Genomic DNA, 12,111 nt, shown 5'->3' on the forward strand with positions numbered 1-12,111 from the left:
ATTGGCACAGCGGAACTGCGCCCGTCTCTATTGACGATCTGTCCTCACCGGCGCTTGATCATGGGATGACGCGCAGGGACGACGGCGAGTACATTCGTGGCGCTGGAAGCTCTAGGGGTCCAGCCCCTGGGGAGATCCGACCAGCGACGGTGCTGCGGGATGCTCCCGTGGCCCACGGAAGGGTCGCAGGCAGGCCATGCCAACTGAACCAACCGATGAGAGCGACCAAGCAGGCTTCTTTGGCCCCTTCGGGCAGCCCGAAGGCTTCATCAGTGGTTCGGACCGGGGTGCTCGTGCCGAGTTCTTCCCGCAGAGCTGCCATCAGTGTCGGGTTGCGGGTCCCGCCTCCGGAGGCGACGACAGAACAGACACCGTGTGCCCGGCACGCTTCAGCCACTGTGCGGGCTGTGAGCCGGGTAAGAGTGGCGATGACATCCAGGGCTTCCACTCCGGGGTGAGTCTGGAGATGCTCATCCAAATAGTCCGCGTGGAAGAGCTCCTTTCCACTGGATTTGGGGGCCGGCTGCTGATAATAGGGCTCTTCGAGCAGGTGCTGCAGCAGTGCCGGGTCGGTTCGGCCACAGGCAGCGAGGATGCCATCCCGGTCACAGGCCCAACTGTTGCGGCTGATCCGGCGGGCCATGAGATCAATCAGGGCGTTGGCGGGGCCCGTGTCAAAGGCGACGCTCTCACCGGAGGGACTGACCGCGGTGATGTTGGCGATACCTCCGAGATTCAGCAGCGCTGTGGGCTGCTCCGCCTTAGCGACCAGCAGGTGATCCATCAAACTGGCTAGGGGCGCTCCCTGGCCCCCGGCAGCCACGTCGCGGGCTCGAACATCTGAAAGGACGGGAGCCCCCACAGTTTCGGCTATCCAGGCCGGCTGGCCCAGCTGAAGAGTAGCGGTGACCGTGCCGGAGTCGATCTCGTGGCGCACCGTTTGGCCGTGTGAGACGACTAAGTCACAGCTGAGATTGTTCTTGGCGCAGAGTTCGGTGACTGCTGTGGCACTGAATTGACCCAGGGCGGCGTCGACCCTGCTGACCAGTGCCAGCGGCACGTCACGAGGTTCCAACAGCCGCAGAATATCCCGTGTGAGAGATTCATCGAAGGGCACCTCCTGTGAAGCCAGGACACGCATCAACAGCTCACCGCTCTCGCGGTCTTCGCTGGGCGTGAATTCCACCAGTGCCACGTCTAGTCCATCGGCAGAGGTTCCTGACATCAGGCCGGCAATAATCATGACTGGTCCCGTAGGGGGAAACTGGGTACCGCGAGTTCGGTGCGGATTTTGTATCGATCGCCTCGATAGACCGAACGCACGTACTCGACGGGTCGGCCGGCCGAACTCTTTGACGTGCGTTCGAAGAGAAGAGCGGGGGAATGTTCGGCGACTCCGAGATCGCGGGCTTCCTGCGAATCGAGCACAGTGGGTTCGATGGTCTGCACACTCTCGGCTACGGTTATGCCGCATTGTTCGTAGAGGAGCTCATAGAACGACCGGTCGTCAAGATCTGCCGCTTGGAGGTTGGGGAGGAGCTTGCGGGGAATGGAGAGTTCCTCCAGAGCCAGCGGCTCATCGTCAGCTAGCCGGAGTCGAGTGACTGTCACGATCTCCTCCTCATCTGGAAGTTGCAGCTGACGCCCAATTCGTGGTCCCGCAGCCGAGACGTCGAAGGCCAAAGTGCGCGCACCAGGCTGCATACCGCGGGCGCGCATGTCCTCGGTGAAAGAACTGGCCACCAGCCCTTGGTCCAACTTGGGCCCGATGGCGAAGACCCCCGCACCAGGACGACGCCGAGCTGCCCCACGAGCGACAAGCTCGTCTATAGCGCGCCTTAGGGTCATGCGTGAAACTCCGAGCTGTTGCGCCAATTGGCGTTCAGGCGGAAACGCTTCGCCGGCGGACATAGTTTCCATCCGGTCTAGAAGTCGGTCGCGTATGGCGTGGTACTTGGTCACGGCTCCATTGAGTCATAGGTCACTAACAAAATCAAGACCAATGGACTAGATTTGTATCGAACGCAGATTTCTTCAGCAAGCGGAGAGGACGCAGTGGACCAGATCATCCGAGCAGATGCGGCACTGAGGCCCGATGGGTCCATCGGACCCTGGTGGGTGCGCGTCTCAGGTGGTGTCATCCTCGAAGCACAAGGAGGGGATCCCCCCGAGCAGGCCGATCTTCACGTCCGGGATGGAGTCTTGAGCCCTGGTTTCGTAGATGTGCATGTTCATGGTGGTGGTGGAGCTGATTTCACCGAGGGCGCCGATGCCGGCAGGACCGTGATTGCGGCTCACCGGGCCCACGGAACTACGACGATGGTCGCGTCACTGGTCAGTGCTCCCGTCGATGACCTGCTCGTTCAGACGGAGAAGCTCAGGCCGCTGGTAGATTCTTCTGAGCTGGCGGGGGTCCATTGGGAAGGACCGTGGCTCAGCAACGAGCATCGGGGGGCACACGATCCCGAAGTGCTCACAGCCCCCACCGTCCAGCAGATTTCAGCACTGATCGGGCACCCGGCGGCGCAACTGGTCCGCTATGTGACCCTCGCTCCAGAACTCGACAATGGTATTGAAGCCACAAGAGAGCTGACCAATCACGGGATAACCGTTGGAGTCGGCCACACCAATGCCAGTCACGCAGTGACCTCCCAGGCCCTGACAGCTGGGGCCACAGCAGCTACTCACCTCTTCAACGGGATGAGACCGCTGCATCACCGAGAGCCTGGCCCAGCGGTGGCGTTACTGCACCACGCGGAGGCTTTTCTGGAGATCATCGCCGACGGTGTCCACCTCCACCCAGCGGTCATCCGGCACGCCTGGGCGTCCGCGCAGGCTCGTGGCGGTTCGCGGCGCATTGTGCTGGTCTCCGATGCAATGGCCGCTGCTACCGCGCACGATGGCGACTACGTACTGGGCAACCTGCCAGTTCGGGTCACCCGCGGCACGGCGCGGCTGCTGACTGACGGCGGGGAGGAAACATCGATCGCTGGCTCGACGCTGACCATGGAGGCAGCGATGCGGTATTGCATTCGCAAGGCAGACATCCCTGCCGAAGACGCACTCTCTGCTGCCACTGCGCACCCGGCGGCCATGTTGGGTCTTGAGAACGTCGGAAGCCTCCGCCCCGGTTCACGAGCAGACATGGTCCTCCTGAACTCCTCCTGGAAGGTGCGGCGAGTCATGCGTGCCGGCCAGTGGCTGACCCGCGGACTCGAGGGGACATCCTGAGGAAGCTTCCAGCGGCCACAGCTGACGTCTGGGGACACCAGAGATGAGGTTCAGCCGACTCGCAACGTCCAGGCGGCAGAACTGGGTCCGATGACGATTTCTTCAGGATCAGCGCCGAGCCTCATCCGTGATGTCAGTGACGCTGCCAAGACAGCGTGGATGAGCCGAGTGGGCCTCACCGCGGCTCTCTCCGGTGACACAACACTCGTCATGGCGGCCGGGAACATGTCGCGTGTGACCGTTATCGCGCGGTGCTCGGGCGCCAGCAGAATGACATTCTCAACCGAATCGGCTCCCACACCGCGTCCCTCCAAGACGCCCACCGTGCGATCCAGCAGCTCAGTAGAACTAGTACACGCGGTGCCGGGCCGCCCATTGCTCGCCACAGACCAACCCACACTTGTGGCTCGCACACTCAGCGCTGGAGTGATTCTGGTGAGCAGGCGAGCCACAAGCGGTTTGGCGTAGGCGGTTCCGAGGACCGGGCCCGCCCAATCCTGCGGCGCCACTCCACACGCCCCGCACATCAGAGCATCACATCTCCACTGTTGGGCCCTAGGGTCTGGCCAACATAGATGTTGCCTCCTGGAGACGAAGCGAGCATCACTGCAGTCGGAGCCACTTCATCCACAGTGCCGAACCGTCCCAAGGGAAGCTCCGCGCGCTTCTCAGCTTTCCACTCCTCGCTGATCCCAGCGACCATCGGGGTCTCAATTGGCCCGGGAGCTATGGCGTTGACCAGCACCCCCTGTGCAGAGACCTCCATGGCCAGGGACTTAGTCATCGCGATGACTCCGGCCTTGGCCGCTGCGTAGTGCGCCATCCCCGAACCCCCTTTCTGCCCGAGTTGGGAAGCCACATTGATGATCCGGCCATCGCCGCGCGCGAGCATCCCCTTCAGCACTGCTCGGTTGAGCAGAAACACGCTCGTGAGATCCACCGACAGGGTCTCCTCCCACGTGGCCAAACTCATCTGCTCCACCGGTGATTCGGTGAGGATGCCGTGTGAGGTCACCAGAATGTCGATTCGGCCCAGAACGGTGATGGCCTCATCCACCCCTGCTATCACGGAGTCTTCAGATGCGGCGTCGAACACCACCGGCACTGAGTCCGGTCCGATGGTGCGGTTCAGCGATTCGGACACTGCCACCACTCGCGGTGAACGGTCGGCCAAGGCGACCCGGGCTCCGGCGGAGCGGAGGTGGGCTGCGATTGCTTCACCGATTCCGCTGGCGGCTCCGGTGACCAGGGCAGTGCGTCCTTGCAGGACGCTGCCATAGTTGGGGACTTGCGGGGTGGGTGCGACGTTCATCCTGCTTAACCTCTCATCGCGACTGTGAGGCCGCCATCGACTGTGAGTTCTTGTCCAGTGAGATAGCTGGCATGGTCGGAAAGGAGGAAACCGATGACGCTGGCGACCTCCTCCGGTTTCCCGACCCTTCCCCACGGAATGTAGTCCCCCGCAGCTTTGAGCCCTTCGCGGCCCAAAGAGTTCACCGAATCCAGCGACTGTGGCGTCTCAATTAGGCCTGGGATCACCGCATTGGCGCGGATCCCTTGTGGACCAAACTCCACGGCAAGGCTGCGGGTCAATCCGATCACACCGGCTTTGGCGGCAGCATAGTGGGCATGTTCGGCCCAGCCGTAGTACCCGCCGACGATCGAGGAGGTTGCCACAATGGAGCTGCCGCGCGCTAAATGCGGGAGGCTGGCGCGCACCAGGCGCATCACACCATGGAGGTCCACCTGCAGCAGCTCGTCCCAGCTGGCGTCGTCCATTTGACCCATCGGCGCTTGTCGCAGGATGCCTGCATTGGCGACCACATGGGTGACGGCACCAAAGTGTTCCACCGCTGAATGGATGAACACGTCGACCGACTCGGTAGAGCTGACATCGAGGTCAAGGATCACGCCCTCACCTCCGGCTGCGGTCACCAAGTCCAGTGTGTGCTGCGGGTCGTGCGGATCTTTGGCGAAGTGCCCGATGACCACCTTGTGGCCTTGGCGGGCAAGGAATTCTGCCGTGGATCGACCGATCCCGGAGGCTGCACCGCTAATAACCGAGACGGGTGGATGGTGAATACTCATCTCAGTTAGCCTTCACTGCCTCGGCGACGTCGTCTGTAGGCCGCAGTGCGGGGATGGGCACTTCTTCACGGGGCACGTCAGTGTCGACTTTCTTGGCGGCGAGCATCACCAGACCCGACACGAAGGTCCCGATAGCTCCCACCAACAGTGCTGCAGTGGAGAACTCGAAGGAGGCGGCCACCACAGCGGTAAGGATGAATCCGCCGATCACCGCACCAGGCTGGCTGAACGCACTGATGAAAGCTGAGCCGGTCGCTCGGCAGTCAGCGTCGTAGCATTCGGCCTGGAAGTACATAATCGCGGCATAGGGCCCCAGCAGGAAGAACAGCCCGATCATGTACAGCGGCAGAACGAATGCCGGGTCATTCGGTCCTAGCATCATCACTGCGAAGGCGATGCCGGCGATCAGCCACCCCACGACGACTACGTTTTTGCGGCCGAACTTGTCGCCCAAGAATCCGTGGGTGAGGTAGCCGAGGGCGCCGACAAGGTTCGCGCCGACGATCATCAGCAGTGCACTATCAGCGTCCACTCCTTTTCCGGATTCTAGAACCGAGGTCCCGAGGACTGAGAATGTGGCGATTCCAAACCAATTTAATGTCCAGGCCAATGAGAGCACAATGGTGTTGCGGCGGTGTTTTCCGTTGAAGATGCGCTTCAGCGGCACCTCTTTCTCCACGCGTAGGCCGGTGGCGGCCGAGAGTGCCTCTGCCTCCTCTGCCTGGCCTGACTTCCGGAGGTTACGAATACGCTTCATGGTGGTGAACTGCGGTGTCTCTTTGAGCAGGAACCAAATGAGGGCGAAGACGATGATCGAGGGAATGATCGAGAGCAGGAAGGCGATCCGCCAGTTCTCAGCGCCGAACCAGTAACTGGTCAATGCCACAAACCCGGCTGCCAGCAATGCGCCTACGGGCCAGCCGGACTGCACCAGCGAATAGAAGAAGCCCTGGTTGCGCTTAATCTTCTTGGACTCTGTCTGGGCGAAGACCTCGTTGAGATAAGTGCCGTTGACGTTCTGCTCGGCAAGTCCGAGACCGGTGAAGCCCCTGACCGCGACCACGGAGGTCGCTCCTTGGACAGCAGCGGTGGCGACGCCGGCGATTGCCGTGCCTCCTACCGAGGCCATCATGCCTTTGCGCCGGCCCATGCGGTCAACCAGCGGTCCGAAGATAATGATGACCACGAAGATCGCCGCACTGGCCAAGGTGGAGACCAGTAACGCGAAGCTCTGCGTCCATCCGAATGACTCCTCAATGCGCGGCAGGAGCGTGCCGAAGAGGATGTAGTCGTAGACGGCGATGCTCCATGCCACAAAGCAGATGATCGTGACGATCACCGTCTGTTTCGCGGGGATCTTCGCCATGGGTTTGGGTTGCTCAACTGTGGGTGTCGACATCAGTGGTCCTCATTCCGGGGCAAGGGGGCGGGATTTCTTAGGGGTGGGGAGGGGTTAGCCATGGCGCGGTGAGCGCTTCATGAAGTCATCGGCGATCGTGTCGAACTGGGCCCATTTGATGCCCTCATGGGAGTTGATGTGCTCAATCAGCCGCTCGAGCATCAGCAGCACCTGCGGGCGTCCGGAGACGTCCGGGTGGATGGTGATGGTGAAGACCGCATAGTCGCTCTCCCGATAGACCCAGTCGAACTGATCGCGCCACATCTCTTCGATGTGCCGGGGATTGACGAAACCATGGCTGTTGGGGCTTCCCTTGATGAACATCATGGGTGGCAAGTCATCCAGGTACCAGGAGGCGGGGATTTCGACCAGGTCTGTTTCTTCACCGCGGATGAGTGGTTTCATCCAGCTGCTTGCGGGCTTGTCGTAATTGATCTTGGACTGTTCCCAGTTGTCGCCGACGCGCACGTAGTAGGGCTCAAAGTCCCGGTGCATCAGGGAGTGGTCGTACTTGATGCCCTGTTCGAGCAGCAGCTCGTTGGTGACGGTTGAGAACTCCCACCAGGGTGCGACGTAGCCGGTGGGGCGTCGCCCGCTGCGCTTTTCGATGAGGTCGATGCAGTAGGTGAGAATCTCGGTCTCTTGGTCACGTGTCATAGCGATCGGGTTCTCGTGGCTGTAGCCGTGAACTCCGATCTCGTGGCCTGCGGCCACAACCTGGTCGAACTGTTCTGGGAAGGTCTCAATGGAATGGCCTGGCCAAAACCAGGTGGAGGGCAAGTCGTATTTCGCCAGCAGGTTGTTCAGCCGGGGCACGCCGACTTCTCCGGCGAATATGCCGCGGGAGATGTCTCCTGGGGAGTCCTCACCACCGTAGGATCCCAACCAGCCGCCGACGGCGTCGACGTCGATTCCCAGTGCTACATAGATTTCTTTCGCCATGTTGCTCGTCCTCTTTCTCTACTCGTACTTCTCGGTTGATGTGTTTCTGGTCTGTCTCGGCGCACCTATTAGTTCGCGCTGTGGACCCAGCGCTGAAGCCGGTCTCTCGCTTGGTCTTGCGGATAGGCGCTCAGAATCAGTGCCAGCAGGACACGCGCTTGGGTCCCCGGCAGGTCACCCAGCGCAACGGCGCCGGCTTGGAGGGCGTCTACCGCTCCCCCACCGCTGTAGATCGCGGCGACGGAGCCGCCGAACGTTCTGGTGGAAAGACCCACCACGACGCCGCTCCGGGTTGCCTCACCGATGGCCTCCACCAATGCGTTTCCCGGGTTGCCTGCACCGCCACCGAGGACGATGACACCTGAGGCGCCAGCCTCAACAGCACTGCGCATGAGAGCGCCGTCCGCCCCTGGGTAGCTAAGGATCATGTCCACCCGCTGCTCTTGCAGCACTTCGGCAGTTTCTGTCAGCGAGGGCATGCGTCGCGGTCCAAAGAAGTACTGCGGTGTGCCCTCGAGGATGCGGCCCAGTGCACCGCCTCGAGGAGGTTGAAACGGCTGCATTGATGACGTGTGCGCCTTCCGCAGTGGCAGCGCTGCGTGAATTTCCTCACCGAAGACCAAGAGCACTCCGTGACACCGTGAGGCCGGATTCGCCGCTACAAGGATCGCATCACGCAGGTTCCTCGGGCCGTCGCTGTCTGGATGGTCCGGGCTGCGTTGGGCTCCGGTAAAAACCACGGGTCGGTCGTCATCGTGAGTCAGCGCCAGCAGTGCCAGTGTTTCCTCCATGGTGTCAGTGCCATGGGTGACGACCACACCATCGACGTCGCTTCGTCTCAGGAGCTCCCTGACAGCGCCCTCAATTCTGCCGAGGTCGGCAAACGTGAAGTTGAAGGAGTTCTCCACAGTGACGTCTTGGGTCTCGATCTCAATCTCGGTGAGCAGATCAGCCAGTGCATGTTCCTTCAACGCGGAGATAAGCTGCGCGGCCGAGTCACTGGCGCGTGATCCCCCAGTGGCGCTCTCCCGGGAGGAGATGGTGCCACCGGTGGCGAGAAGGACGATGCGGGACAAGGGGGCCTCAATTCGTGTGACGTGGCTTATAGTCTCGATTCCATCACACACAATCGTTTACGGCAATCGTTTTCCTAGACTTTTGTGTAAATTGCTTGTAACAGCTTCCTGACCACTCTTGAGATCGGGTGGGGCGATAAGCTGACCGGGAAGGAGGTGCAGATGGCACAGCAGAGGGCACGCGCGGTCACCCAACGGGGGCTTGCAGAGCTTGCGGGCGTCAGCGTGGCCACAGTGTCCAGAGTCCTAGGTTCTCCTCCGGAGCAGCGGCACCGGTGGGCCGCTCCGGAGACCGTCCAGACCATCCTGTCTCTAGCCGAGAGCCACGGATATACGCGAAATCCTCATGCCGCTAGCCTGCGCACCTCCCGGTCAAACCTCGTCGGCGTGATGGTCCCTCGGTTGCAGGACTTCGTCCTGGCAACGATCTATGAGGGCATTGAAGAAGCTGCCATGGAGAACGGGATCAACACCTACGTGATGAACTCCCTGGATGACACCGCACTGCAGCGCACCCGGACCCAGGCAATGTTGGAGCGGAGAGTCGATGGGCTGATCTTTGGTGACGCTCATTTGGATGACACTTTCCTTGATGAGCTCCGGGAGCAGGGCGTCCCTTTAGTGCTGACTTCGCGTCGTCGTGACGGTCATGTGTCGGTGACCTGTGATGATTACGTGGGTGGGCGCCTTGTGGCTGAGCATTTGTTGGAGCTCGGACGGACCGACGTCGTGGTTCTGGCGGGTCTGGAATTCGCGTCCACTGCCTATGACCGGACCCGCGGCCTGATTGACAGATTGGCCGAGGCCGGCATCGATGTGCCTCCGAGACAGATGATTTACCGCGGGTTCGACACCGCAGCAGGACGGCAGGCAATGCGGGAGATTCTCGAGGCCGGGACCCGCCCCAATGCGGTATTCGCCACCAACGATTTCGCGGCGATCGGCGCACTTGGCGTCCTTCAAGACCACGGATTCTCAGTTCCCGAGGACGTCGCGCTGATTGGCTACAACGACACCCCCCTGGCCGAGTCGGTGGGAATCCCCATGACAACGATCCGCTCAAAGATGCACCTGATGGGCCGTGAAGCACTTCTGACTCTGCTGGCATTGCTCGCAGGCAAGGAAGTCCAGTCCCAAAAGCTCGAGCCGGAGCTCATTGTCCGGGCATCCTCGGCGGCGCGGGACATTACCTAAGGGTCAGTGAGCTCAGGCAAGCACTTTATCCCTGTTCAGGATGAATAGATGGGAGCGCATAAGAGAATGGCAGCAGCCATTCCCCACATTCGACCTATCGAGGGCCATCCTGTCCGCTCAGGACCCGCTCCAACGGAATGGAGCCGTCCTGCCACGGCGTCAGTGCCCAGAGCAGGAGGTAGAGCCCCAGCCCAATAACGGGGAGCAGGAAAGAAACAAGAACGAGAAGTCTCACGAGCCAGACGTTGACACCAAGACTCTGCGCAATGCTGCCGGCAAGTCCGGCAACCAGCCTTTCCGGGCCACGTCGGAAACCAGTGCTGCGGATGATGTTGAAGAATCGCTCCATGTGGTTGAGACTACGCCCGAGACCCGTGAGCTACAAGGCACAGCGAGAAGTCAGTTTCTCGACGAGCTCGACAGCGACGTTTTCATCGACTGTCTTCCAGCGCACGTCGAGTCAAGCACGACCAACCCATTGCCACCTGAAACGACCTATACCGAGTCAACCAACCACAGTGTGGGAGAGGCACTCTTCTCCCGTCCCGCATGCCGAAAAGGACCAACCATGGACGCTTCTCACTCGCACTTCTACGAACCTGCTAGCGGGCATGGACTGCCCCATTCACCGTTCAACTCGATCATCGCCCCACGACCGATCGGATGGATCTCAACTCAAGACCAGGCCGGAAGGCTCAACCTGGCACCGTACAGCTTCTTCAATGCCTTCAACTACACACCACCGATTATTGGGTTTGCGAGCAACGGGCAGAAAGACTCTCTGCACAATGCCAAGGCCACAGGACAGTTCTGTTGGAACCTCGCCGATGAAGATCTTTTCGAGGCGATGAACACGACATCTGCGAGTGTCTCCCCTGATGTGGATGAGTTCGAGCTTGCGGGGCTCACCCCAGCTTCTTCGACGATCATCTCAGTACCTCACGTGTCTGAATCCAAGACCGTCTTTGAGTGTCGAACCACCCAAATCGTTCCCCTGCTGACCGTTGATGGCACGGAAACTGTGACCCACGTGGTCTTCGGTGAGGTCGTAGGCGTGCACATTCATCAGTCTCTACTCAAGGACGGGATCTACCAGACGGCGGACGCGCGGCCCATGCTGCGCGGCGGCGGCCCCTCCACCTACTTCACGATCCGCAAAGAGAGCATCCGGGATCTTCATAGACCTGCCTAGGCCCCATAGCGACTCCGCCAGTAATTCAAACTAGGGCGAACTGGGACATGCAGGATTTGAACTCTCCACGAATGGACGACTCCCAGTGATACCTTCATCGAGGAGTCGAAATTCATCCCGAGTCTCCGGAGCCCAACTCGTAGAGTCCCAACGTATTTCGAGATCGACCCGCGGTCAGTCAGAAACGGCTCCAGCAGTCAGATTAACTGCCGCTGAGGTCAGTGACCGTCCCCGCTCGCTCGCGATGAATGCGGCAGTCTCGGCGATCTCCACCGCGGATGGCAGCCGCCCCAGTATGGTGTCAGCCTCCAATTCCGCGAGCACTTCAGCGTTCTCCATGTCTCCGGCGTAACTGCTGCCGTAATCGGGAGCATCGAGAATACCTTCGACAGTGCCACCGACACGTGTCCACGCCACCCGCACACCCTGAGGTCCGAGTTCAACTGCCCACTGCCTGTACATCGCCTCGATCAGCTGCCATGTCACCGCGGTGGTACCCATGCCCGGGAACGGCGGGCCATGACCAACGTTGGTGAGGATGACCCCGGAGCCTCGGTTGACCATGCGTTTAGCCGTCGCCTGGATTGTTGCCGTCTGCGCGTTCACGGCGCTGAGCACAGCCTCGGCCATGACGGAGGTGTCCAGCTCGAGCAATGGTGTGCCCTGTACATCGCGGTAGGTTACCGCGTTGAAGAGGACATCCACCCCACCTTCACGATCGACCACCGACGCGATGTGCTGCTCGACCGCCTCCGCAACCGTGACATCCACCGCATCTGCGAAGGCACGCCCGCCATGCTGGGTGATCTCCGTCGTGACAATTTTCAACGAATCGAGGGAGCGGCCGGTCAGAAAGACGGTCGCCCCCTCCCGAGCGAAGACACGGGCGACTGCTCGGCCAATGATCCCGCCGCCACCGTTGACGACAGCAACCTTTCCGCTCAGTAACACCTCATCCCTTTCGTCTAAACGCCACGCCGCGCGCCATA

Annotated in this window: 13 protein-coding genes; 3 read left to right on the forward strand and 10 right to left on the reverse strand. The window is 60.9% G+C overall.

Annotation, left to right across the window (positions count from 1 at the left end):
• Positions 1 to 58: 58 nt before the first annotated feature.
• Positions 59 to 1,243, reverse strand: a complete 1,185-nt coding sequence (locus tag FH975_RS07325; protein WP_162320756.1) for an anhydro-N-acetylmuramic acid kinase — start codon at positions 1,241 to 1,243, stop codon at positions 59 to 61.
• Positions 1,240 to 1,962, reverse strand: a complete 723-nt coding sequence (locus FH975_RS16915) for a GntR family transcriptional regulator (protein ID WP_162320757.1) — start codon at positions 1,960 to 1,962, stop codon at positions 1,240 to 1,242. Before FH975_RS16915 ends, FH975_RS07325 begins: the two co-directional genes overlap by 4 nt.
• 93 nt (positions 1,963 to 2,055) lie before the next feature.
• On the opposite strand from FH975_RS16915, the gene nagA reads away from it, so the two are divergent.
• A complete protein-coding gene (nagA, locus tag FH975_RS07335) occupies positions 2,056 to 3,231 on the forward strand; it encodes an N-acetylglucosamine-6-phosphate deacetylase (protein ID WP_162320758.1) in 1,176 nt (391 codons plus the stop codon).
• Positions 3,232 to 3,281: 50 nt separating this feature from the next.
• Here the strand turns inward: nagA and FH975_RS07340 are convergent, their stop codons facing one another.
• The 6 genes from FH975_RS07340 to FH975_RS07365 form a co-directional block, all read right to left on the reverse strand.
• Positions 3,282 to 3,740 carry a hypothetical protein gene (locus FH975_RS07340; RefSeq protein ID WP_162320759.1) on the reverse strand — a complete coding sequence of 153 codons (459 nt, stop codon included), beginning with the start codon at positions 3,738 to 3,740 and terminating at the stop codon, positions 3,282 to 3,284.
• 17 nt (positions 3,741 to 3,757) lie between these two features.
• Positions 3,758 to 4,543, reverse strand: a complete 786-nt coding sequence (locus tag FH975_RS07345) for an SDR family NAD(P)-dependent oxidoreductase (RefSeq protein WP_162320760.1) — start codon at positions 4,541 to 4,543, stop codon at positions 3,758 to 3,760.
• A gap of 5 nt (positions 4,544 to 4,548) precedes the next feature.
• Positions 4,549 to 5,319: an SDR family NAD(P)-dependent oxidoreductase gene (locus FH975_RS07350; RefSeq protein ID WP_162320761.1), complete on the reverse strand. Its 771-nt coding sequence runs from the start codon at positions 5,317 to 5,319 to the stop codon at positions 4,549 to 4,551.
• Position 5,320: 1 nt separating this feature from the next.
• A complete protein-coding gene (locus FH975_RS07355; RefSeq protein WP_162320762.1) occupies positions 5,321 to 6,718 on the reverse strand; it encodes an MFS transporter in 1,398 nt (465 codons plus the stop codon).
• Positions 6,719 to 6,772: 54 nt separating this feature from the next.
• Complete coding sequence (locus FH975_RS07360; RefSeq protein ID WP_162320763.1) at positions 6,773 to 7,660, reverse strand: polysaccharide deacetylase family protein; 888 nt, start codon at positions 7,658 to 7,660, stop codon at positions 6,773 to 6,775.
• 68 nt (positions 7,661 to 7,728) lie between these two features.
• Positions 7,729 to 8,736, reverse strand: coding sequence for an asparaginase (locus tag FH975_RS07365; RefSeq protein ID WP_162320764.1), 1,008 nt, complete (start codon positions 8,734 to 8,736; stop codon positions 7,729 to 7,731).
• A gap of 162 nt (positions 8,737 to 8,898) precedes the next feature.
• Between FH975_RS07365 and FH975_RS07370 the strand changes: the two genes are divergently transcribed.
• Positions 8,899 to 9,930, forward strand: a complete 1,032-nt coding sequence (locus FH975_RS07370) for a LacI family DNA-binding transcriptional regulator (RefSeq protein ID WP_162320765.1) — start codon at positions 8,899 to 8,901, stop codon at positions 9,928 to 9,930.
• Positions 9,931 to 10,024: 94 nt separating this feature from the next.
• Here FH975_RS07370 and FH975_RS07375 read toward each other — a convergent pair whose 3' ends face one another.
• The gene (locus FH975_RS07375) at positions 10,025 to 10,279 is read right to left on the reverse strand and encodes a PspC domain-containing protein (protein WP_162320766.1); all 255 of its coding nucleotides are present in this window, start codon (positions 10,277 to 10,279) and stop codon (positions 10,025 to 10,027) included.
• A gap of 219 nt (positions 10,280 to 10,498) precedes the next feature.
• Here FH975_RS07375 and FH975_RS07380 point away from each other — a divergent pair, with 219 nt between their 5' ends.
• Positions 10,499 to 11,122, forward strand: a complete 624-nt coding sequence (locus FH975_RS07380; protein WP_162320767.1) for a flavin reductase family protein — start codon at positions 10,499 to 10,501, stop codon at positions 11,120 to 11,122.
• Between the two features lie 174 nt (positions 11,123 to 11,296).
• Here FH975_RS07380 and FH975_RS07385 read toward each other — a convergent pair whose 3' ends face one another.
• Positions 11,297 to 12,073, reverse strand: coding sequence for an SDR family NAD(P)-dependent oxidoreductase (locus FH975_RS07385; RefSeq protein ID WP_162320768.1), 777 nt, complete (start codon positions 12,071 to 12,073; stop codon positions 11,297 to 11,299).
• Positions 12,074 to 12,111 lie beyond the last annotated feature (38 nt).

The organism is Nesterenkonia haasae, from assembly GCF_010119385.1.
GTDB classification, from domain to species: Bacteria; Actinomycetota; Actinomycetes; order Actinomycetales; family Micrococcaceae; genus Nesterenkonia; species Nesterenkonia haasae.